Source organism: Weissella viridescens, from assembly GCF_014789145.1.
Taxonomy (GTDB): domain Bacteria; phylum Bacillota; class Bacilli; order Lactobacillales; family Lactobacillaceae; genus Weissella; species Weissella viridescens.
Genome location: NZ_CP061835.1, coordinates 309,625 through 333,060 on the forward strand (window position 1 = coordinate 309,625; position 23,436 = coordinate 333,060).

The 23,436-nt window shown below is 41.1% G+C and carries 23 protein-coding genes, 1 tRNA gene and 1 other annotated feature; of the genes, 20 read left to right on the forward strand and 4 right to left on the reverse strand.

Going from position 1 to position 23,436, the window contains the following annotated elements:
* Nucleotides 1–53: 53 nt before the first annotated feature.
* The 6 genes from femX (at nt 54) to mltG (ending at nt 7,633) form a co-directional block, all read left to right on the forward strand.
* Nucleotides 54–1,064 carry a UDP-N-acetylmuramoylpentapeptide-lysine N(6)-alanyltransferase gene (gene femX / locus IE337_RS01505; RefSeq protein ID WP_191136531.1) on the forward strand — a complete coding sequence of 337 codons (1,011 nt, stop codon included), beginning with the start codon at nt 54–56 and terminating at the stop codon, nt 1,062–1,064.
* Between the two features lie 64 nt (nt 1,065–1,128).
* The gene (locus IE337_RS01510; protein ID WP_191136532.1) at nt 1,129–2,100 is read left to right on the forward strand and encodes an amidohydrolase family protein; all 972 of its coding nucleotides are present in this window, start codon (nt 1,129–1,131) and stop codon (nt 2,098–2,100) included.
* Nucleotides 2,101–2,234: 134 nt separating this feature from the next.
* Nucleotides 2,235–2,597, forward strand: coding sequence for a winged helix-turn-helix transcriptional regulator (locus IE337_RS01515; RefSeq protein ID WP_191136533.1), 363 nt, complete (start codon nt 2,235–2,237; stop codon nt 2,595–2,597).
* 37 nt (nt 2,598–2,634) lie between these two features.
* Nucleotides 2,635–2,838 (forward strand) — a binding site (T-box leader).
* A gap of 54 nt (nt 2,839–2,892) precedes the next feature.
* Nucleotides 2,893–3,933 (forward strand): phenylalanine--tRNA ligase subunit alpha, encoded by a 1,041-nt coding sequence (gene pheS / locus IE337_RS01520; protein WP_057745458.1) that lies wholly within the window; start codon nt 2,893–2,895, stop codon nt 3,931–3,933.
* A gap of 6 nt (nt 3,934–3,939) precedes the next feature.
* Nucleotides 3,940–6,363 carry a phenylalanine--tRNA ligase subunit beta gene (gene pheT, locus IE337_RS01525; protein WP_191136534.1) on the forward strand — a complete coding sequence of 808 codons (2,424 nt, stop codon included), beginning with the start codon at nt 3,940–3,942 and terminating at the stop codon, nt 6,361–6,363.
* Between the two features lie 88 nt (nt 6,364–6,451).
* Nucleotides 6,452–7,633: an endolytic transglycosylase MltG gene (mltG, locus tag IE337_RS01530; RefSeq protein ID WP_191136535.1), complete on the forward strand. Its 1,182-nt coding sequence runs from the start codon at nt 6,452–6,454 to the stop codon at nt 7,631–7,633.
* A gap of 89 nt (nt 7,634–7,722) precedes the next feature.
* On the opposite strand, the gene greA is transcribed toward mltG, so the two are convergent.
* Together greA and IE337_RS01540 are read right to left on the reverse strand one after the other, a co-directional pair.
* Nucleotides 7,723–8,214 (reverse strand): transcription elongation factor GreA, encoded by a 492-nt coding sequence (gene greA, locus IE337_RS01535; RefSeq protein ID WP_057745462.1) that lies wholly within the window; start codon nt 8,212–8,214, stop codon nt 7,723–7,725.
* A gap of 107 nt (nt 8,215–8,321) precedes the next feature.
* Nucleotides 8,322–10,979 carry a YfhO family protein gene (locus tag IE337_RS01540; RefSeq protein WP_191136536.1) on the reverse strand — a complete coding sequence of 886 codons (2,658 nt, stop codon included), beginning with the start codon at nt 10,977–10,979 and terminating at the stop codon, nt 8,322–8,324.
* Between the two features lie 127 nt (nt 10,980–11,106).
* On the opposite strand from IE337_RS01540, the gene IE337_RS01545 reads away from it, so the two are divergent.
* The 6 genes from IE337_RS01545 (at nt 11,107) to IE337_RS01570 (ending at nt 16,353) form a co-directional block, all read left to right on the forward strand.
* The gene (locus IE337_RS01545; RefSeq protein WP_191136537.1) at nt 11,107–13,164 is read left to right on the forward strand and encodes a peptidoglycan D,D-transpeptidase FtsI family protein; all 2,058 of its coding nucleotides are present in this window, start codon (nt 11,107–11,109) and stop codon (nt 13,162–13,164) included.
* A 56-nt stretch (nt 13,165–13,220) separates the two neighbouring features.
* Nucleotides 13,221–13,778, forward strand: a complete 558-nt coding sequence (locus IE337_RS01550) for a 5-formyltetrahydrofolate cyclo-ligase (protein ID WP_243185599.1) — start codon at nt 13,221–13,223, stop codon at nt 13,776–13,778.
* Nucleotides 13,771–14,478 (forward strand): rhomboid family intramembrane serine protease, encoded by a 708-nt coding sequence (locus tag IE337_RS01555; RefSeq protein ID WP_191136538.1) that lies wholly within the window; start codon nt 13,771–13,773, stop codon nt 14,476–14,478. The genes IE337_RS01550 and IE337_RS01555 overlap by 8 nt, the downstream gene beginning before the upstream one ends.
* Before the next feature lies 1 nt (nt 14,479).
* On the forward strand, nt 14,480–14,698 hold the full coding sequence (locus IE337_RS01560; protein ID WP_191136539.1) for a YqgQ family protein: 219 nt from the start codon (nt 14,480–14,482) through the stop codon (nt 14,696–14,698).
* 131 nt (nt 14,699–14,829) lie between these two features.
* A complete protein-coding gene (locus tag IE337_RS01565) occupies nt 14,830–15,807 on the forward strand; it encodes an ROK family glucokinase (RefSeq protein WP_057745474.1) in 978 nt (325 codons plus the stop codon).
* Between the two features lie 141 nt (nt 15,808–15,948).
* The gene (locus tag IE337_RS01570) at nt 15,949–16,353 is read left to right on the forward strand and encodes a rhodanese-like domain-containing protein (protein ID WP_057745476.1); all 405 of its coding nucleotides are present in this window, start codon (nt 15,949–15,951) and stop codon (nt 16,351–16,353) included.
* Between the two features lie 48 nt (nt 16,354–16,401).
* Here IE337_RS01570 and IE337_RS01575 read toward each other — a convergent pair whose 3' ends face one another.
* Nucleotides 16,402–16,584: a DUF3042 family protein gene (locus IE337_RS01575; protein WP_057745480.1), complete on the reverse strand. Its 183-nt coding sequence runs from the start codon at nt 16,582–16,584 to the stop codon at nt 16,402–16,404.
* Nucleotides 16,585–16,670: 86 nt separating this feature from the next.
* Between IE337_RS01575 and miaA the strand changes: the two genes are divergently transcribed.
* The 7 genes from miaA (at nt 16,671) to IE337_RS01610 (ending at nt 22,386) form a co-directional block, all read left to right on the forward strand.
* Entirely contained in the window at nt 16,671–17,594 is a 924-nt protein-coding gene (gene miaA / locus IE337_RS01580; RefSeq protein WP_191136540.1) for a tRNA (adenosine(37)-N6)-dimethylallyltransferase MiaA, read from the forward strand.
* Between the two features lie 63 nt (nt 17,595–17,657).
* Nucleotides 17,658–17,999: a MerR family transcriptional regulator gene (locus IE337_RS01585; RefSeq protein WP_191136541.1), complete on the forward strand. Its 342-nt coding sequence runs from the start codon at nt 17,658–17,660 to the stop codon at nt 17,997–17,999.
* A gap of 24 nt (nt 18,000–18,023) precedes the next feature.
* Nucleotides 18,024–19,367, forward strand: a complete 1,344-nt coding sequence (gene glnA / locus IE337_RS01590; RefSeq protein WP_191136542.1) for a type I glutamate--ammonia ligase — start codon at nt 18,024–18,026, stop codon at nt 19,365–19,367.
* A gap of 135 nt (nt 19,368–19,502) precedes the next feature.
* Nucleotides 19,503–20,384, forward strand: a complete 882-nt coding sequence (locus IE337_RS01595) for a hypothetical protein (RefSeq protein WP_191136543.1) — start codon at nt 19,503–19,505, stop codon at nt 20,382–20,384.
* The gene (locus IE337_RS01600; RefSeq protein WP_191136544.1) at nt 20,377–21,732 is read left to right on the forward strand and encodes a hypothetical protein; all 1,356 of its coding nucleotides are present in this window, start codon (nt 20,377–20,379) and stop codon (nt 21,730–21,732) included. Before IE337_RS01595 ends, IE337_RS01600 begins: the two co-directional genes overlap by 8 nt.
* A 6-nt stretch (nt 21,733–21,738) precedes the next feature.
* Nucleotides 21,739–22,248, forward strand: coding sequence for a dUTPase (locus IE337_RS01605; protein ID WP_191136545.1), 510 nt, complete (start codon nt 21,739–21,741; stop codon nt 22,246–22,248).
* A 64-nt stretch (nt 22,249–22,312) separates the two neighbouring features.
* Nucleotides 22,313–22,386, forward strand: a tRNA-Arg gene (locus IE337_RS01610).
* Between the two features lie 97 nt (nt 22,387–22,483).
* Here the strand turns inward: IE337_RS01610 and IE337_RS01615 are convergent.
* Complete coding sequence (locus IE337_RS01615; protein ID WP_191136546.1) at nt 22,484–22,897, reverse strand: cytidine deaminase family protein; 414 nt, start codon at nt 22,895–22,897, stop codon at nt 22,484–22,486.
* A gap of 130 nt (nt 22,898–23,027) precedes the next feature.
* Here IE337_RS01615 and IE337_RS01620 point away from each other — a divergent pair, with 130 nt between their 5' ends.
* The gene (locus IE337_RS01620) at nt 23,028–23,435 is read left to right on the forward strand and encodes a DUF4231 domain-containing protein (protein ID WP_191136547.1); all 408 of its coding nucleotides are present in this window, start codon (nt 23,028–23,030) and stop codon (nt 23,433–23,435) included.
* Nucleotide 23,436 lies beyond the last annotated feature (1 nt).

Consider the following 23,436-nt stretch of genomic DNA (forward strand, 5'->3'; position numbering starts at 1 on the left):
TTATGTTATAATAAATTCAATATAAATGAAGTGTAAGAGAGGTGAATTTACACATGCCAGTGTTAAATTTGAATGACCCACAGGCGGTCGAACGATATGAAGAATTTATGCGTCAATCACCATATGGCCAAGTGACACAAGACCTAGGTTGGGCCAAGGTTAAGAATAACTGGGAGCCAGTTGATGTCTACTTAGAAGACGATCAGGGTGCGATTATTGCTGCTATGTCAATGTTGCTTGGTGATACACCAACTGATAAGAAGTTTGCTTATGCTTCTAAGGGTCCGGTTATGGATGTTACTGATGTAGATTTGTTGGATCGCTTAGTTGATGAAGCGGTTAAAGCGCTAGATGGACGTGCTTATGTGTTGCGTTTTGATCCAGAAGTGGCGTACAGCGATGAATTTAACACAACGTTGCAAGACCATGGTTACGTGACACGTAATCGAAATGTGGCTGATGCTGGAATGCACGCAACGATTCAACCTCGTTTGAATATGGTTTTGGATTTGACGAAGTTCCCTGACGCTAAAACAACGCTTGATTTATATCCTTCAAAGACGAAGAGCAAGATTAAGCGTCCATTGCGTGATGGTGTGGAGGTACATTCAGGCAATTCAGCTACTGAATTAGACGAGTTCTTCAAGACCTATACAACTATGGCGGAGCGTCATGGCATTACGCATCGTCCAATTGAATATTTCCAACGGATGCAAGCGGCTTTTGATGCTGATACAATGCGCATCTTTGTGGCTGAACGTGAGGGTGAGTTACTTTCAACTGGGATTGCACTTAAGTATGGGCGTAAGATTTGGTATATGTATGCCGGTTCAATGGATGGCAACACATACTATGCGCCTTACGCGGTTCAATCAGAAATGATCCAATGGGCTTTGGACACGAATACAGATTTGTATGATTTAGGTGGTATTGAATCTGAATCAACCGATGACAGTTTGTATGTCTTTAAGCATGTCTTTGTTAAAGATGCTCCTCGTGAATACATTGGTGAAATCGATAAGGTTTTGGACCAAGAGATTTATGCGGAATTAGTTAAAGATTAATGTTATAAATAAAAAAAGCCATGACTTGGGTCATGGCTTTTTTAGCAAATGAGGAGGAACCCTAATGAAACGGATTGATGGACATTTACACTTGGTACAGAACATTGCGGGCTTTAACGGGAAGGGTCGACTTAATGCGCTAGGAAATGGGGAAGCCATTTGGGATGACGGCACTTTAATTCAATTGTTGCCAACCACCTATGGGGAAAGTGACTTTAACGCAGAAAATGTCTTGCGCCTAATGGATAATGAAAAAATTGATAAAGCGATGGTGTTGCAGGGGAGTTTAAATGGTTATCAAAACTATTACACTTGGCAAACGATGCGAAAATATCCGGACCGATTTATGGGGGCTTTTTCGGCTGATCCTTTTGCGAGTGAATTTATGACGATTGTCCGACGGCATGTGCAAGATTTAGGGTTTCGTTCAATGAAATTAGAAATCAGTGCGGGTGGTGGCATGCATGGGTACCATACGACAACACCGTTTCGCTTGGATACAAATCCGCAAGTGGGTGAGCTTATGCACTTCTTAGCTAATTATCCTGGATTCAATGTAATCGTTGATTATGGATCGGCAGACCAGGTTAGTCATCAACCTGAAGCGATGACGAATTTGGCAGCCCGATATCCCAAATTACATTTTGTCGTTTGTCATTTATCCTTTGGGCAAATGGATGAACTAGGTCTCTACCAAAACACGTTGGATCAGTGGGCACCATTCCCTAATATTTATACAGACTTAGCGGCGATTCAAGATATCAATGGTGAAACGAGTTTGCCCTACGCAGCCTCTCGAGAATTAACGCGTCGTGCTTTAGCGACGTTGGGGGACAAACGATTAATTTGGGGAACTGATTCACCATGGTCAGCAACCTTTAATGCCTATCATGATTTGGCGCATTGGTTAGACACGAGTGATCTTATGGGGCAAACTGCCTTAGAAAATATTTACTATAATAATGCAAACCGCATTTATTTTAATGCGGAAGCCCAAGCGGCCGTTGCCCAAGCAGTTGACCCAGTTCGACCATAACTAGCGGGTTTATAGCCGAAATATTAGAAAATATTGGTTGTGAATATTGTATTTGTCACGCTGAGGGTCTAGAATGAAGTTAGGCAAAAACTATTTACTAAAAATAACCAAAAATAGATGTGGAGGTAGGCAAGATGGCAGAATCAACGGCAACAACAAATGATAATGTTAAAATTTGCGACAAATTCGTCGCAACATTTGAATTTTTAGGACGCAAGTGGAATGGCTTAATTATTGAGTCATTGCTTAATAATGGTACAATGCGCTTTAAGGATTTATCACAAACCGTACAGCGCTGTTCTGATCGTGTGTTGGTGGAACGTTTGAAAGAATTAGAAGCTAATGGCATTGTCGAACGTCGGACTTATGATGATTCAGCTTTGATTGAATATGCGTTGACCGAAAAGGGTGAATCAATGCGTAACATGATGCAAGTTGTCCATGACTGGTCAGATGAATGGAGTGATGCACAAGATTGTGAATCACAAGACGCCTAAACCCTTGCGGTTAATGCGTTAACTTTGTACAATGGTAATAACGACGATGAATGGTCAGAAGGTTAAACATGTTTGTCCAGCGAATTGAGGATAGTGTAAGCTCAATCAAACAGTTAACTCAAATTCAACCAGGAGTTGGAGGGCTGATAAGGCTCTTTCGCTTTGTTCCCGTTATCGAACACAATGAGGATATATTTGTATATCAAATCAGGGTGGTACCACGTTAATCAACGTCCCTTTGGCAACGACTGTTTGCCAGAGGGGCTTTTTTTATGAACAAATAAAGGAGTTACGGATGAGTTTAAAAGAAGATTTGACACAATTACGTGAACAAGCCTTAGTTCGCATTGATTCAGCCACTTCATTAAAAGAACTAAATGAAGCACGTGTGAAGGAACTAGGGAAAAAAGGGGCGCTAACTGAAGTTTTGCGTGGTATGAAGGATTTGCCAGCAGACGAGCGTCCAGAAATCGGAGCTTTGGCTAATGATGTTCGCAACGAGTTGACGGATGAAATTAACAAGCGACAAACCGAGCTTGAAAATGCTGTGATGGACGCACAATTACAAGCTGAAACTTTGGATGTGACTTTACCTGGTCAACCAGCTATTCAAGGACAACCACATGTTTTGCAACAAATCATTGAGAGTTTGGAAGACCAATTCATCGGAATGGGTTACCAAATCATTGAAGGGCCTGAAGTTGAACAAGATAAGTACAACTTTGAAATGATGAACTTGCCTAAGGATCATCCAGCCCGTGATATGCAGGACACGTTCTACATTTCACCTGAATTGTTGATGCGTACCCAAACTTCTCCGGTTCAAGCGCGTACTTTGGAACAACACGATTTTTCAAAGGGTCCTTTGAAGATGATTTCACCCGGACGTGTTTACCGTCGTGATACTGATGATGCGACGCACTCACACCAATTCCACCAAGTTGAAGGATTGGTTGTCGATAAGCACATTACAATGGGAGACTTAAAGGGAACCTTGCTAGCGGTTGCACATCAATTGTTTGGTGAAGATCATGATATTCGTTTGCGTCCTTCATATTTCCCATTTACGGAACCTTCTGTTGAAGTTGATGTGTCTTGGAATGCTGTGACACCTGATACGAAGCCAGAAGACATTGAGTGGATTGAAGTCCTTGGGGCTGGAATGGTGCACCCAAATGTTTTGGAAATGGCTGGCGTTGACTCAAGTGTTTATGGTGGATTTGCCTTTGGATTAGGACCTGATCGTTTTGCCATGTTGAAGTATGGGGTTGAAGATATCCGTAACTTCTACTTGAATGATGTTCGTTTCCTAAAGCAATTTGATCAGAAAGGATAAGCAAAGATGAAAGTATCAGTTAATTGGCTTCGTGAGTATATGCCAATTGCTTTGCCAGCCAACGAGCTTGCAGAGAAAATCTCACGTACCGCAGTTGAAGTCGAAGGGCAATACCGTCCACAGGGTAACATGAAGAATGTTGTCATTGCTAAGGTTTTGTCTGTTGTACCACACCCTGATTCTGATCACTTAGTGATTACGCAATTGGATGCTGGCGAAGATGAACCAATCCAAGTTGTCACGGGTGCCCCTAATGTTGCTGAAGGACAAACGGTTATTTTGGCCAAGCACGGTTCAGTCATTGGTGATGGACAAAAGATTCGTCGTGGTAAGTTACGTGGCGAAAAGTCAAACGGTATGTTGTCAGCTTTGCAAGAGTTGGGGATGGATAACAGTGTCGCACCAAAGGATTTTGAAGAGGGCATCTGGGTCTTTAACGATGCAGACGCTGCTGATTTGAAGCCTGGTGCAGACGCGTTGGAAGTACTTGGCTTTGGGGATGATATTTTGGAGCTAGGCATTACTCCAAACCGTGCCGACATGCTCTCAATGAATGGTACTGCTTATGAAGTAGCCGCTATTTTGAATGAACGCCCAGAACTACCTGCTTTTGAATTAAATGAAAGCAGTGAAGCGACGGCTGACTTAATCCAAGCTGAAGCACCAGCTGATTTGGCACCAAAGTATGGTGTGCGCGTAGTTAAGGATGTACACGTGCAAGACTCACCATTATGGTTGCAACGACGGTTGTGGAATATGGGCATTCGTCCCATTTCCAACGTTGTTGATGTTACTAATTTAATGCTACTCACATACGGACAACCATTGCATGCCTTTGATTTGGATCGTTTACCTGCATCTAAATTACAAGTACGTACCGCTAAAGCTGGTGAAGTGATTAAGACATTGGATGGCGTTGAACGTAAGGCAGCCGAAGGAGACATTGTCATTGATTCAGATGGACAAGCCTTGATGTTTGCCGGTGTCATGGGGGGTGAATCAACTGAAGTCACTGCCGACACGCAAAATGTTGTACTTGAAGCAGCTATTTTTGAACCTAAAGCCATTCGTCATGCCGCGCGTGACCAAAACTTGCATTCCGAATCTTCACAACGTTTTGAACGTGGTGTTGATGTTGAAGCAACTTTTAAGGCGTTGGATCACGCTGCAGCCATGATTGCAGAATTAGGTGACGGAACGGTCACAAATGGTCGTGTGATTGCACAAGATTTTGACTATGAAGCACCAACTGTTGATGTTACAACAGAAAAGATTAATGACGTTTTGGGAACTGATATTACGACTGCTGAAATTGCTGCAATTTTCGAGCGCCTTGGTTTCACCCAAATGGAACAAGATGGTCGCTTCAGTGTGACCATTCCATCACATCGTTGGGATATTTCAATTCCAGCCGACTTAATTGAAGAAGTGGCCCGTTTGTATGGTTACGATAACTTACCAGCTACTTTACCAACTGGTGAAACAACACCAGGTAAGTTGACTGAAAAGCAACGTCTTATTCGTGACTCACGTCATTCATTAGAAGGACTTGGTCTTAACCAAGCTATTTCATACGTCTTGACAACGCCTGAAAAGGCTACGCAATTTGCGATGGATCCTGAGGCAACACCTGTTGAAGTGGACTATCCAATGTCACAAGACCGTCGCGTAACGCGTGGTAGCTTGTTAACGTCATTGTTGGATGATATTGCTTACAACGTTGCTCGCAAGCAAGAAGACGTGTCATTGTACGAACAAGGACGTGTCTTTGCTTCAAATGGTATGTCAACAATGCCAGATGAAATTGAACATTTGGCCGGTGTTGTAACTGGGGATGTTCGTGAACGTGACTGGGACCAAGCTGCCCAACCAGCTGACTTCTTCTATTTGAAGGGGATTGTTGAACAACTATTGGCAGATTATGGTTTTGTAGATAATGTCCGCTTCGTAGCAAATACAGATCGTCCAGAAATGCACCCAGGACAAACAGCTGATATCTATGTTGGTGACCAATTCGTCGGATTCATCGGACAGGTTCATCCACGTGTGGCCAAGTTCTACAAGGTTGGTCAAGTCTTTGGTTTTGAATTAAACTTAACCGATATTTTGCGTTTGCCACGCGTGAAGTCAAAATATGAACCAATTTCAAAGTTCCCTTCAATCAAGCGTGATTTAGCTATCTTGGTTGACCGTGACATCCAATCAGCTGACTTGGTTAATACGATTAAACAACATGGTGGTACCGACTTGCATGATGTCACCGTGTTTGATGTTTACACGGGTGACAATGTGGCTGCAGATAAAAAGTCAGTTGCCTACTCACTTACCTTTGTTAACCGTGAGCATACTTTGCAAGATGATGCAATTAATGCAGCAATCGAGCGCATGACGAAGGCCTTGCAAGATCAATTTGCCGCTGAAATTCGTTAAGCGTCAATGACTTGCCAGATAGCAATTAACACTGCTATACTGGTGTCTAGTTTAAAATAAAGTCGCTCATAATGAAGGAGTAAGATTCATGTCTGAAAATGAATATACGTCCCGTCAAGACCAACAAGCTGCTGTAACGAAGCCATGGTACCAACGTCTATCGTTTGTCCAATGGCTATTGATTTTAGTGGTTGCGTTGGTATTATTCGGGGTCGGACATCATATCTATGTGCAACATGATGAAAAGAACTATGCTGCCTTAGATGTTAAGAACAAAAAGACCAAAGAAGTACGTATTAAAGATGGTTCATCAACACAAATGATGGCGCAAACTTTGAAAAAGGACGGCGTTCTCCGTTCAAAGCGTGCTTTTAATCATTACGTGACAAGCCACAACTATTCAGATTTGAAGGCTGGTTACTATGAATTAAGTCCCAACATGACCGTGCAACAAATTGTGACGGCCCTTCGTATGGGTGGATCAGCTGTGCCGACGAATAGTAAAAACGTTGTCGTTGTGCGTGAAGGTGAAACGGTTGATAATATTGCCAAAGAAGTTGGTGAGAAAACGACGTTCAGTGCTGCTTCATTCCGTAAGGCAGCCAATGATCCAAAGCTCTTTAAGACTCTTCAAGAACAATACCCAGGACTATTTGATTCAGCTGCAAAAGCCAAGAATGTCCGTTACCATCTAGAAGGATATCTATATCCTGCCACATATACTTGGCGTGATGCGAAGACGGTTGATGAGTTGGTTGAAATGATGGTGCAACAAGAATATATTGCCTTGCAACCACGTTTCCAAAGCATTAAGAAGTCAGGTATGACGATTCAACAAGTTTTGACCTTAGCTTCATTGGTTGAGCGTGAAGGAATTGATAATGATAGTCGTCGTACCATTGCAGGTGTTTTCTTGAATCGAATCGACGCCAAGATGCCATTGCAATCTGACATTGCGACTAAGTATGCGTTGAAGACAAATCGAACGAATTTAACAAATAAGGATGTTCAATCAGATAATCCTTATAACTTGTACAAATTCTCAGGTTATGGTCCTGGACCATTCAACAATCCAAGTGTTGAATCGATTGATGCTGTCTTGCATCCAAAGGATCGTGACAAGGGTTACATGTACTTCGTGGCTAATTTGAAGACTGGTAAGGTTTATTATTCACAAAGTTATGATGATCACTTGGGTAAGTCAGGCGATTTGGAAGCAACTAACGAATCTGTTGGAAATGCTGCCGATAGCGCAAATAACGCCCATTAATAAAAAAGCTATGCTCTTAATGAGCATAGCTTTTTTTGATATGTTACCTAAAAGAAAAGCACCTATCACATGGAGAGGTGCTTTTAATATTAATCTTCTAATGGCTTAACTGAAAGAATTTTGACTTCCATTGTTGCATTGTTTGGAAGAGGAACTTCCACGATATCATCAACACGGTGACCAATTAAAGCTTGCGCAATTGGAGAGTCATTTGAAATCTTACCAGCAAATGGATCTGATTCAGCACCACCTACGATTGAGTAAGTCTCAGGTTCTTCGTCAGGTAGCTCTTGGAATGTAAGCGTCTTACCTGGTGCTACTTCGTCATCAGAAACATCTGATGAATCAATAATCACGGCGTTATCAAGCATGTTACGAACTGTATTGATACGTCCTTCAGTGAAGGCTTGTTCGTCCTTAGCTGATTGGTATTCAGAGTTTTCAGATAGATCACCAAAACCACGAGCTGTTTGGATACGTTGCGTAATTTCTGCACGTGTTTCAGTCACAAGGGTGTTAAGCTCTTCTTCAAGCTTACGCTTCCCCTCTTCGGTCATTGGATATTGCTTTTCTTCAGCCATTAGTGGCCTCCTCTAGTGTAATTAATTAGATTTAGTTAATCCTTGTAAAAGGTTTCAAGAGATACATTACCATGCGGGTTACAGCTTGTAAAGTTTGTGAAATCGAATTATTTCGATTTTGCAGCACTTAAACGATGTTGGCGCTTTGAATTTTCAGACCAAGCAATCCCGAGCATGAAGAGTAACGTCCCTAATGAAATGGTTACAGCTGTCTTCAATAGTGGTGTTACAAACTTGAATTCGACATGGTGCTTACCTGCGTTTAACGGAATTCCCATGAAGAATTTGTTAACGGTTTGTGGGGTCACAGATTTTCCATCAACGGTTACCTGCCAACCTGGTGTGTTCGGAATACTAGTCATTAAGACCGTTTTATCCTTTGGTAAGGTGATGTCACCACTTAGGTTGGTTGCTGAAGTTTGCGAGAGCTGGAGCCCATTTTGTTTTAAATCAGTTGCTTGATCCGCAAATCGCAAACTATTAGCTTGGTACAAGGAAACGTTTTGTAACCATAGGCTATCCTTTTTAAATACAAGACTAATGGTTTGTTTGTCTCCCTTGTTGGCTTGGGACATCGGCAAAATAATGGTGTGACGATGGGATGGAATGTTTTTAACTGGCTCGTGGTTCAGTTGCACTTCAACATCATCTTGACTGATATCACCGCCAAGTGTGAGGTAATAAGGTCCATTACCATTTGCGACATAGGTAAGGTCGATACGCGCGTTGCCTGGCTTATCCTTAGTTAAGTAGGCTCCGGTGATTGTTTCGGGAGCTTGCGTGTTATAACCGTGGACATTCGAGAAGTTTGACACATTAAAGACCGGCTTTGATTGGTAGCCGTTCATGCTCTGCCACATCACATTTTGATTCTGAACAGGGTCATCGTCTTTGAAATTTGCATTCAGAGCGTTGGTGCTAGCTGCAAAGGCAACTGGTAAAGCATAGGGGTTTTGGGACAGCATAGTTAAATCGTTCGTCCGTTTAATTGGGTAAATGCCATTTGTATCACCCCGTTTAAATTCAGTGGTATTAGCAGGCGTTCCAGGTCGATCGGGTTGTTGATTATTGCTTTGCAATAGATACTTCATCCCCAAAAGACTATCAGAAACGAGAGTGCCGCCAGTATAACTGACGTAATTGTCTCCCTCAGGCTGGCCGATTAAGGCCATAAAACGACTTTGTTGGTATTCTAACGCGGAACTAAAGGTTGAACCACCATTATAATTTCCTTGGAACGGATCTCCTTTGGTGCGCTGGAACGACTGGGTGACGCGGAAGAAATTCTGCTGTTTTTCTCGTTCAAGCGGTTTAGACATGTCATTGAGATTTTTGATGTAGGTTTGATACTCGGTATTTGAAAGATAGCTAAAGTTATTCAAAGTGAGTAGGGCACCGCAAGTCACCTCGGCTAGCACTAAGAGGCCAACAAAGCTTAACCAGTAATCGTCATGTCTACGCAAAGTCATTAATAACAAGAGTAAGAGGAAGAAAGAAACGCCAATTAACAGTTGTTCTTTGTTTAAGAAATTTAGCTTTGGTAGGCGGAAGTATAGGTAACCAACGATACCGGCGAACACAATTAGGAGACTCGCAGCCTGCAACAAACTCAAATGTAACTTGGGTTGCCAGATTGACGCAGCCAACCACAACAGCCAAAAACAAAAGACAAATGAGAACCGGTATGGATACCAGACCGGGAATTGAAAACCATGCCAGAACAGGTTAAGTGGTCCATACATCATCGAAACGAGCAGGAAAGCAGTAATGAGGGCGGTCATTAACCTGACTTGCCAGCGAACAGTGCGTGATGTAATGAAGAACCAAAACAAAATTAAAGGTAAGCTACCAACAAAGAGGTTTGGTAAGCCAGTTGGCATTTGGTCAAAGTTGAAAGTGCCGACAAAAAATTTTCCTAACATATCTGGTGGGAAATAGTCGAAGCGCCATTTTAGATTTTCTAACATGTATTGGCTTTTACTATTCATGAGTGTGTAGGCAGTTGGAAGCCACGTCACACAAGATAGGCCAATACTGATGATGACACCAAATGAAAATTTCCCAAGCATATTGAAACGCACATGCCACTGGTAAGGTTCCCAAAAAAGGCGCCAAAGGATATACAGCACTAGAAAGACACCAATCATATAAGCCATATAGTAATTAATGATCATAATGGCGGTAAGCGGTAGAATGAATAACCAGATACTACGACCGTCTAATACCTTCTCTAGACCTAAAATAATTAAGGGTAGGAGAATTGCGGCATCAAGCCAGAGTAGATTAAGTTGATTCGCGACTAACCAGCCCATAAAGGCATAGCTTGTTCCAAAGACAGGCAGCGTATAACCTTTTTGCCAATTCAATTTGTGAATGGCAAAAGCAAATGACCAACTTGCTAAGCCATATTTTAAAACGGTTAATAAAAAGATTCCGGCTGGTAAGTGGACATTGTCAAAAAACAGTAGGATGAAATTCAAGGGACTAAATAGATAGTAGGCCCAATCACCGAATGTTTCACCCCCGAGTCCCTTTGAGAAACTATAGAATAGTTGACTCGGATCTTGAGTGAGGATGGTTTTAAAAGCGGCGAAAAAATCAATATATTGTTGGCCTAAATCAACGGTTAGCAGTGTGCTACTACCAAAAGGCGCCATATGGCGACTGGCAAAATAGACTGTCATGATTAAGGCTGGCAACAAAAAGGCACCCCAAAGGGCGCGGGTGTTTTTTTGCCATTTTAAAGGATTGAAAATGTTAGACATGCGTAAACTCCAATTTAATTAAGTTACTTCTATTAAAACACATTTATAATTATCGTACCTAAACTTATTTTTAGCACGAGGTATGCTACAATGGTAAAAGTTATTCAAGTAAAAAAGGGGTCAAATTATGCAAGCACCAAAACGACGTGGTGGACGTGGTAAGTCATCATCAATGTCACGCATTCCTGCCCGTCTAAATGTATTGCTCGGTATTGTCATTCTAATGCTAGGGGCCTTAGGTTGGCGCTTAGGTACACTACAAATCGCGCAAGGAAAACAATTTAAGGCAGAAGTAAATAGTTCTGACTCAAGCATTGAGCAAGTCAATGTGCAGCGTGGAATTATCTACGATAGTACTGGAAAAGCGTTGGTCACAAATTCTGGATCGCAGGCTATTACTTACACTAAACCTAAGAACGTCACAGAAGGTGATATGTATAAGGTTGCTAATGAGGTTAGTAAGTATGTGCGTGTGGATACAAAACAATTATCTGACGCTAATGTCAATAAATATTATATTCAAGATGAGAAGCGCGCTGCTGATTTGGCAAAGCAAGCTGGCATCACGCGCGCACCAGGTACGGACGAATATGTATCTGAATTAACAGACTATGCGAAGAAAAATCAAAATCAAGTGCAGTTAACTTCTGAACAAAAGAATGCGGCCATGATTTTTCAAAAGATGGAAAATGCTTATGCACTTTCAACAGTTTATCTGAAGGATAAAGGCGTTACACAAGGTGAAATTGCCGATATTGGTGAACGTCAATCAAAGATGCCGGGTGTGGCAGTCGGTCTATATTATCAACGTGAAGGATCAAAGAATTCCGATGAGTCATTAGCTAGTTTAGTTGGTGGCGTTTCAAAGTCTGGATTGCCAGAAGAACAAGTAAACTCATTATTGCAAGAAGGTTATTCACGTGATGATACAGTTGGTATTTCAGGTTTAGAGAAGCAGTATGAAGATGCACTTAAGGGAACGAAGCGGCGTGTTGAAATTAATGTTAACCAACAAGGGTATACCACGCAAAAGGTGTTGTATGGTGGTAAAGCAGGTTCAGACTTACGCTTGACAATCAACGCTAAGTTTCAAAAGGATGTCCAAGAAATCCTCAAGAGTCAAATTCCTGGTGGGTTAACGCAAGGGGCTTATGCTGTGGTGATGAATCCTAAAACTGGTGGTGTTTATGCCATGGGCGGGGTTAATCGTTTGAATGATGGAAAGTTGCAAGATGATGCTCTTTCAACGATTAATCGTGCTGAAGTTGTTGGATCTGTCGTAAAACCAGCTATGATTACAAATGGGCTATTGCATGGGACGATTACGCCGGAAAATAATACGATTGTCGATCAACCAATTCGTGTCGCTGGAACGTCAGTCAAGGCATCATACTTCAACCCGACAGGCGCACAGTCAATTCCATTGACCGCATCGGATGCACTTGAAGTGTCTTCTAACTCGTACGTGATGCAGTTGATGTTACAGATGGCTGGCCAACCCTATCATGCCGGTATGACGTTGAATGGACTTGATACTAACATCTTCCAAACGATGCGTGAAGGTTTCAATCGCTTTGGCTTGGGTGTTAAAACTGGAATTGATTTGCCAGGCGAAACCGCTGGTTTGCGTGGAGACACTGATCGTAGTCACATTGGTAATGCTTTGGACGAAACTTTTGGACAGTACGATACGTACACAACAATGCAATTAGCACAATATGTGTCGACGATTGCTAATGGTGGATATCGAATGAAACCACATGTTGTCCAATCAATTAATGAGCGTAGTGATAAATCAAAGGTGTTACAGACTGAAACCACGATTGCACCCAAATCACTTGGTTCTGTTGGCTGGACCCCAGCTCAACGACAAGTTATTTGGGATGGAATGGACAAGGTTGTTAACGGTTCAAGTCGATTCGTGACTGGAAAGAAATTGCAAGATTTGAAGCCAGGTGTATACGCGAAGACTGGTACTGCTGAAACGTTCACTAATGGTCAGTCAACGATTACTTCTTCATTGATTGCATTTGCACCAAATGCCGATGTTGCCATGGCAATCGTGGTACCTGGTGTTTCACAAAGCGCGGAACTCGTTAATATTCCAATCGCTAAAGAGATTTACAAGGCATATTGGAAGGATGTTGAAAGTCCTAAGAATGTGCCAGGTCAAAATACAAATTAATTTGTGTTAAACTGAGTCATAGACATGACTCAGTTTTTTTATGAAGGAAATTTAACATGATAGATAAGTCAAAAAGCAGAGCACAAGCATTATCACATTTGGTAGAATTATCAGACCAACAGCGAGTTTGGTATTTACAGAAATTGGTCCAACAAGTAACGGCACTCACTGAGTGGCAAAATGCAAAAGTTGTTGCTTTAACAATGGCCCAAGACGAAGAATTACCCACGGGATTATTAATTCAAACGGCATTATTACAAGGAAAAAAAGTGCTTCTACCAAAAGTGCGACCAAATCATAAAATGGATTTCATTCAAGTTGACGAAAAAACGGATTATGCCCGACATAAATTTGGGATGTTAGAGCCAATTGGCGAACCCTTTGTGAATTTAGATGAGATTGATTTTGTACTTGTACCAGGGTTAGCATTTGCTGAAGACGGTCAACGATTGGGCTTTGGAGGCGGGTACTACGACCGTTGGTTACCCAAAGTTAATGCCCCAAAGGTTGGCGTAACAATGGCTGCCAATTATTTTAAACGAGCGCAATGGCCGGTTGAACAGACGGATTACGCTTTAGACAAAATTATTGTATTGGATGGTTATCATGAATAATAAAGACATGTGGCAGCGCATACAGGCACGGCCAGTAACATGGTTGCTAACGTTCTTAATGATTGTGATTTTTTTAATTGAACTATTGTTCTCGCAAAGTTTCCAAATTAAAGCACCAATTCTCTACCAAATGGGTGCCGCTTATACACCAAGTATTATTGATGGACAATGGTGGCGCTTAATCAGTGCTGGATTTTTACATGGATCGCCAATCCATTTGATTGGTAACTTGGTTGTGTTTGTATGGCTAGGTGAATTGATTGAAGGGATGTTGGGGCGGCTGGCTATGCTCGTCTTATTCCTTAATAGTATTGTGGCCGGTAACCTTTTATCACTATGGATTGATCCATGGCAGACGTTAAGTGTGGGTGCCTCAGGTGGCATTTTTGGCTTTTTTGCAACATTTATTGTTTTTTGGCTTTTGGCTAGACAACCAGATCAATGGCGTGAACAAGCCAAAAGTATGGGGGCCCTGTTTGTTTTAATGATTGTCCTTAGCTTAATGACCCCCTCTGTGAGTGTTTCGGGTCATGTCGGAGGGTTTATCGGCGGATTACTCTTAACTGCAGGTGTCATGTGGCGGCGTCCGCTACAAGCCACCTTTAGAATTAAGATAACTGGCATACTTTTGAGCTGGTTAATAACATTGAGTGTTTACAGTGCAGTAGTGTTTTTGAGTTTACAGCGATGGGGAGGGTAACATGCATAATTTTCTAGATGTGTTAAATTTGCTCAAGAAGTACGATATATATATTCATGTTGGTAAGCGGCTGTGGGACATTGAATTGGCTGCAATTGAAATCGATAATCTATATCGAGCCAAGCTGATTACGCCCAAAGAATATGCACAAATTAAGTTAGTTCTGAATCGTGAACATGAAGATGAAGCGCGTCGCGAGCAGGAACAAGAAAATAACTAAAAAAAATAAAAATAGGTGTTTTTTTTGCAGGACGAATACGATATAATAATATTTGAAAGAACAAGAAAACGTTTACAAAATGTTTTCTTGGCAAGATAACTTAAACAAAAAATATATTGGAGACGACAATAATGGCTAAAGATAAGTTAATCGGTGTTGATTTAGGTGGAACAACAATTAAGTTTGCAATTTTGACCAGCGAAGGTGAAATTCAACAAAAATGGTCAATTCGTACAAATATCTTAGATGAAGGGTCACACATCGTGCCTGACATTATTGATTCAATTAACCACCACTTGGATCTTTTCCAACTTTCACGTGAACGTGTGATTGGAATTGGGATGGGAACTCCAGGAACAATTGACTTTGAAAATGGAACAGTTCGTTCAGCATACAACTTGAACTGGAGCGGTGAACAAGCTGTTCGTGCCCAACTTGAAGCTGGAACAGGTTTCCCTGTAACTTTGGACAATGATGCTAACTGTGCCGCCCTTGGAGAACAATGGCGTGGTGCCGGAGACAACGAACCTAATGTTGATTTCATTACACTTGGAACAGGTGTTGGTGGTGGATTAGTTCTTGATGGTAAGCTTGTTCACGGTGCTGCTGGTTCAGCCGGTGAAATCGGTCACGTGATTGTTGAACCTGATGGTTACCAATGTACTTGTGGAAACAAGGGATGTTTGGAACAATACGCTTCAGCAACTGGTGTTGTGCACTTGGCACAAGATTTGGCCGAAGCTTACGTTGGAAGCGCTCGTTTGAAGGAAATGATTGATAACGGTGATGAAGTGACTTCAAAGATTGTCTTCGATCTTGCTAAGGAAGGTGATTTCCTTGCCAACGAAGTTGTTGATAAGGTTGGACACTATCTTGGTTTGGCATGTGCTAACCTAGCTAATACTTTGAACCCAACTAAGATTATCATTGGTGGTGGTGTTTCAGCCGCTGGTTCATTCTTGTTAGACCGTATCGATGCTAACTTCCAAAAGTTTGCATTCAAGCCAACGCGTGATGTTACTGAATTGCGCTTAGCTGAATTAGGTAACGATGCTGGTGCATACGGAGCAGCTTCAATTGCTTTGCAAAGCAACCGGACAATTGCCTAAATAAAAAAGCCGGAAACGGCTTTTTTTTATGTTGAAAACTAAATTTTTTTAAAAAATAACGTAACAGGTCATTCTTATGTGAAAAGAATGGTAAAATTATTTATTAAATAGGACTGAAAAAAAGGAAAGGGGGAGCCAAAAATGAATTTACTTTGGACAGTATTATTAACCATTCTGATTATCTGGGTCGCTTGGACTGCTGGAATGTGGCTTTGGACGCGTTATGGTGCAAAATCTAGTGCGAAGGTATTGGATTCTAAGGATTTTGATGAGCAAAGTCGAGGACATCAAATTTTTGACTTGCGCGATGCTGACTCATTTAAAGCAAAACATGTACTTGGTGCACGTAACGTGCCGTATGCGATGTTAAAAGATAATCATGCTGCGATTCGTAAGGATCAACCGGTTTTCTTATACGATACAAATATGCAATACTCATCACGATTGGCGCGAATCTTAAAGAAAGAAGGATATCACAATATTTATATCCTTAAGAATGGATTTGCTACTTATCATGGTCGTACGAAATCAAGCAATGTGAACTAAAAAAGAGATGCGATGATTAATTTCATCGCATCTCTTTATTTTTAATGATTAATAACGTGAACCGTGTGAGTGAGCAGCCTTACGCGCTGACTTCAATTCTGTATTGTCGAACTTTGCTTGTTCTTCTTCCAAAGGTTCAATTTCAATCTTGTGGTAAGTAAAACCAGCAGCGGCAGCCGCAGCAATTGTTCCGGCGATTCCAGTAAGTAAACCAAATCCGAACTTCTTCATAATGGTTAATCCTCCTATTTATTGTTATTATTATTTTACCATACTTACGCTAAAAAAGAATTGTTCAAGGATGATAGGAAGAGATTATGCGAAAATTAATTGTCATAGTGGGACCGACTGCGGTGGGGAAAACAGCCTTATCAATTGCACTTGCTCAAGCAATTGGTGGAGAAATTGTATCAGGTGATTCGATGCAGGTATACCAACAACTTGATATTGGAACGGCTAAGGCGACACCGGCTGAGCAAGCGGCAGTACCACATCATATGCTTGATTTAGTCGCGCCAACTGAATCTTACTCAGTGGCACAATTCGTTGAACAAGCCCGACGCGAAATTGACGCGATTACACAACGGGGGCATGTGCCAATCTTAGTTGGTGGAACTGGCTTCTATGTACAAGCGCTATTAGGAGACCGTCCGTTAGCAATGATTGATGAAGAACCAGATCCGGCATTTGAAGCGAAATGGGATGCGGAAGTCGTTCAAAACGGCGAAGGAAAATTACGAGAGGCTTTGCAGGCAGTTGATCCAATCAGTGCTGCGCGTATTTTACCAGGCCAAATTAGACGGTTGAAACGGGCCTTGCTAATTAGCTTACAGTCAGGACAACCTTTTTCAAGTCTACAACCTGAACCTGAACGACTTTACGATGCAAAACTGATTGGTCTAAATACTGACCGTACGGTTTTATATGACAGAATCAATCAACGGGTTGATGACATGGTTAAAACAGGGTTATTAGAGGAGGCAGAACTGGTTGCACAACTACCAGATACAGCCACGGCTAAAAAAGCGATTGGTTATAAAGAACTATTTCCATACCTAGACGGTCAAGTTGACTTAAACACGGCAACGGAGGCCTTAAAACAGGCATCTCGAAGGTATGCGAAGCGTCAACTAACCTGGTTTAACAATCAAATGCCGGACATTGAATGGCATGATTTGGTTCAAAATCCAGATGAAATTGACGCAGTTATTACAGAAACACAAAGCTTCGTGTCAGGTTAGCTGACATTTCATTTTAAATCTTCGAGCCAAAGTGGTATAGTAATGGCATAGGAGGTTTGATAGATGTCTGAGCGAGAATTAAAACGTGATTTGGCAATCCTGCCAATCAGTGTAGTTCGTGAGTTAACAGGTCTGTCGGACCGCCAAATTCGTTACTATGATCAGCAAGAATTGATTGCACCACAACGTGGAGCGGGAAAGCAACGTCGGTATTCTTTAAATGATATTGATCGTTTGATTGAAATAGCCGATTACATGGATATGGGGTACACGGTAGCCGATATCCATGAGATGGATGCCAAAAAGCATCGTAAAGCTGAACCTGACTCTGATGTTGAGATGCGAAAAGCCTTCGCTGATGAACTTGTGCGAATTGGTCGTTTTGATAACAGTCGTCACTTTTAGAATTTCATAGAGGAGAATCTATTCATGCGTAAGCAGTATACAAAAGAAACCATCCGACAACTAATTCAAGATGAAAATGTAGAGTTTTTACGTCTACAATTTTCTGACGTATTTGGAAGCATCAAGAATGTTGAAGTGCCTATCTCTCAACTAGAGAAGGTGCTCGACAACAAGGTGATGTTTGATGGATCATCAATTGAAGGCTTTGTGCGTATTGAAGAATCAGATATGTATCTATACCCTGATCTTGATACATTTATGATTTTCCCATGGGCGACTGATTCACATGGTGGAAAAGTAGCACGTTTGATTTGTGATATTTATAATGTGGACCGTGAGCCATTTATTGGTGATCCACGTAGCAATTTGAAGCGTGTTCTTAAAGACATGGAAAACATGGGGTATTCAAATTTCAATCTTGGAACAGAACCTGAATTCTTCTTGTTTAAGATGGATGAATTTGGTAACCCAACAACTAAGTTGAACGATAAGGGTGGTTACTTTGACTTGGCCCCACTCGACTTAGGGGAAAATACACGTCGTGAAATTGTTTTGGAAATGGAAAAGATGGGCTTTGAAGTTGAAGCAGCCCACCACGAAGTTGCACCAGGACAACACGAAGTTGACTTTAAGTATGCTGATGCCCTTGAAGCGGCGGATAACATTCAAACATTTAAGTTAATTGTTAAGACGATTGCGCGTAAGCACAATCTTTATGCCACATTCATGCCAAAGCCAGTTTCTGGAATTAACGGAAATGGAATGCACGTGAATATGTCATTATTCAAGGATGGACAAAACGTCTTCTTTGATGAAAAGGGTGAAGAACAACTTTCAGAAACAGCTTATAATTTCTTGGGTGGAATCTTGGAACACGCTCAAAACTTTACAGCTGTGACAAACCCAACTGTTAACTCATATAAGCGTTTGACTCCTGGATTTGAAGCGCCTGTTTACATTGCTTGGTCTGGTTCAAATCGTTCACCAATGGTCCGCGTCCCAGCTTCACGTGGACAAAGCACGCGTCTTGAATTGCGTTCAGTTGACCCAACTGCAAATCCATACCTTGCGTTTGCGGCCATTCTTGAATCTGGATTAGACGGAATAGAACACAAGATGACACCTAATGATTCAGTGGATCAAAACATTTACCTTATGGATGAGACAGAACGTCGTAAGGCCGGAATTCGTGACTTACCTGATACACTTTTGGCAGCCGTAAATGATCTTGAAGGTGATGATGTTGTGAAGAAGGCATTGGGATCTTACATGGCACGTACATTTATTGATGCTAAGCGCCTTGAATATGGTTCATACCGTCAAGAAGTTTCACAATGGGAGTTGGATAACTACCTCGAACAATACTAAACATAAAAGTTTTCTAAATGTTTTAAAAAAAGCCCTTTATCTGCTTACAGATACGGGCTTTTTTTGTGTAACGCGGTATAGTAAAGAAGTAGTAGTATCCTAAACACACACTAAGAAATTTGGAGGGACAAAAAGATGGAAAATATGCCCTACATTCAGACGGAAATTCCGGATAATGAAAACGTATTAAATAATAAATTAAAGGCGAAGGTGAAGTACGTTAATGATGTTACCAATGCCCTAAATGAACATGATGATCGTCGGGTTTATGAATTAATTAATAGCAAGAAGTACAATGAATTGATTCGAGGGGTTGAGCATGCAGATGATAATCGTTCTTTGGCTAGCTTAGTTGCAGATTTGCAACCAGATTTGAGTCACCATTTAGCTGATAATTTGATTCAATACCTCGCTGAAACATTTCCTTTCTTTTATTATCAAGAAAGTGCTTTGGGTGTTTTTGAAGTTTATTTTGGTAATTGGTGGGATCGTGCTTATTTTGGACGCCTAGATCCAATTAATGTGCAATTTAAGTTCAAGCAAGAAGAGTACCAGAAGTTAGTCGAGTCAGTTCGTTTGGCAGCTAAGGGACAACGTTACCATTCAGCAGCCATTGATGAATTAACAAAAACAAACGAAGAGTTGCAACAACTTGTTGAAAAGCAAGGGGAACGTAATACGCAACGCCAAAATCTGGAAAATCAATTAGCCCAACTAGATGAGAAGGGTGGATTCTTCAACCGTCCTTCAACTGATGAACGTGATAATTTAAAGGCGCAATTGGCAACTTTAGATGAAGAAGATGAGCAAGCTGAAACGGTACCAGACCAAATCGAAAAGAATAATGCGACGATTTTAGCATATTCAAAAGAAGATACTATTTTGATTTATGAGCAGCGTGCAATTAATGAAAAATTTGGATCTTTTGATCAATTTGAGGCAGCAGCTAAGTCTCTTTACGTTGATTACGTTAAGCAGCTAGTTGCTGTTGCGGAGGGAGGTCAAGCCGATGCCTAATCAATTACAAAACCGTGTTGAAAACTATGTTGGTTTGTTAAATCAAAACATTCAGGCGATTCAAGACGAGCTAAACCAAACGCAACAACTTGTTGAGAGCACCGAACCTGGTACTGTACACTTGATGGCAGAACAGTTGACCCAAGCGCACTTAGAAACGCAATGGGTGCAAGTGCCCCGTCAATATAGTCACGCTGATTACTTCTTAATTGCAATGGATCGGTTTATGCAATTAGCTGGGGTGTTGGGTTATAGTATTTTATTGCCTGTTGAAAAAGAAACTGTTACTTTAGTGATGACCAACTTGAATGCGCCAGCAGCCTTTGCTTTTGAAGAACATAAGGATCAAAATGGGGGTGCTTACTTCGTTGAATTGTCTACGGGTGAACGCTTATTCTATTGGTCACTTGAACGTAAGCAAATTCAATTTAATGCCCGTGGCATTATTGATTTACTAGTTGGTAATTTCGCTAAGCAACATGTGACAGTTGAACAAAACCAATTTATCGCCACGATGCTAACGGAATTCGGACGTTATATGGAACGGGTGTTCAACTACACGGTTGATTTCAACTTGTTAGAAACCCGTGATGACTACGTTTACCAATTAATTCAACATGCTGAACCACAGGGAATGTTGGATAAGCTCTTTGTTTTGTCAGCTGACACTGATTATTTCTTACAAAGTATTCCAAATGGTGCCGGTGTCATGCTAGATGATAATACCGAAGTCCGTATTTTCTTTGTAAATGATGCGAATGCACTAGGAGCACAACGTTGGCATTTTCAAGTTATTGATGGTCGTGATCAGTACTCATGGTTAGATATTCTTTTGAAGTATGACTTCATTGCTAAGTGGTACCTTTCAGAAACGGATACGCTTGAAGTGAGTTATGATCAGTTAGTTTTTGCTGTCCAAACAACGCAGCCGCTTGATATTCAATCAATCTTTACTGCTGAGCAAGGGACAACACCAATGCTAGATGAAGAAGTGCTTGCTGCTAAACAAGCAGCTGAGGCACAGGCCAAAGAGGCAGCGGAAAAGGCAGAACGTGAAGCTCAATTAGCTACCGAAAAGGCAGAAAAAGAAGCCCAAGCAGCTGAAGCTAAGGCAAAAGCTCAATCTGCTCAAGCAGAAACCGAAACTGAAACAGTAGAGCCTGCCGATGACGATGCAACGGTAGAGCCAACTGAAGTTACTTCAGAGACTGATGATACTGAGACAGCGGTAGATGGTTCTGAGAGTACGTCGGCTGATGTAACGTCAGCGACTTCGACAAGTGGGAAGACATTTGAAGAGGAGATTGGCGAAGCCCTTAATTCTTCAAATAACACACCGGAAGGATAAAACACGATGCTACTAGATTTTGCGAGTTACTTACACGATACTAAATCAATGTTTGGTGAAGTGAGTGGTAATTGGGAGCGACCTATAAAACGGGATGACATGTTATTAAATGATTATCTTAATTTGGATATTTCATTGAGTAACTTGATGACGGCGACCCATACAACGAACGCAAATGTTCCTGATCCAGTGCCTGGCGTACTAGATACGGAAGCTGTTGATTTGTATGCGCAAGCCCTAGTTCAGTTCTTGTGTGTGAGTTTGAAGCAAGACTGGACGCATTTGATCGTTTTGGAAGATGAAGATTTGGATGCCTTTAAACGCTTCCCACAACGTTATCTTTTACATCAATTTGCGGGTATTAAAACAATGTTATCGAATAGTTATCATCAAAAACGCCAAGATGATTTTTCACATGCCTGGCGCTCTTTCCTAAAGTTAGGGCTAAATGAGTTAGCCTTAGAGCCAGTTGCCATTGATGCAGCTGTGCGCAAAATTGTAACACCAGAGAATTAGCTTGCGCCAAGCTAATTTTAGCCTTACAATAGTTAGATAGTTGCTTTATGCAAGCTATCTTTCTGGACCCGTAGCATAACTGGATAATGCACTCGGTTTCTACCCGAGCGATTGTGGGTTCGAACCCCACCGGGTCCATAATAAAAAACCGCCAGCCTTGCGTTGACGGTTTTTTATTTGTACAAATATAAGGGGATAGAAGTCACATTTTATTTAACACTTTTTCTGGGTTAATCTAACGCGTATTACCCCACCAATGTGGATAAATGTCTGCAAGCGTTACGGTTGTGTGATTTTTTAAGTCTATCAAAAATTCTGCGTCACGATTGGCGATGTTGAATTGCATGAAGCATTCAGAACAAGCACCACACGGCAAACAATTTATATTTTTTGTAGGGGCTTCTTCACGAAAAGTAATAACTCTTTTAACCTGTGTCTCACCTGAACTAATGAACATATTCATTAGAGCGGCACGTTCAGCACAGATATTTAATACGCCACTACTGGCTTCAATACAGACCCCGGTATAAATTTGATTGTCTGTGCTTTCAATCGCACAAACAACTTGACCGCCATAAATGAATGGCGAAATGTTTCGGGGATTATAGAGTGTTTTTGCTTGTTCATACATATCGTTCCAAATATTCATAAGGTGTATTTCCTTTCCGTGAGTTCGTTGATTAAATGACGTCTTAATGTATTGATATAAAAGCTTGTTGCTAGCCATATTTATTGCTAAACTAATTTAGTTAACTTAAAAGACATGGGAGAGTAGGCAAATGGATTTTGACAATGTTGTGGCATCTTTAGATACACAAATTAAACATATTACAAAGAAGAATAAAGGGTATATTTGGACTTCAAATATTCTAAGTATGGCTAATATTTTACTTTCATCAAGTATTCCAATCTTAATTTCAATGGCAGAAAAAAATGTGAACTTACTTTTGATGGTATCGATTTTTTCTGCATTAATTACATTAGTTCAAACTTTTAAATCAACATTTGGTCTTAATAATAAGATTCAAAATACGGCAATGGCGATTGCGTATTTGAAGAAAGAAAAATTGCTGTTTGAAACGAAAACGACGCCATATGATCAAGATGAAGAAGAGAATATGCACATGTTGGCGCAAAATATCGCCTCACGTACGGATGATATTTTGGATAGCTTGAAAGAACAATAAC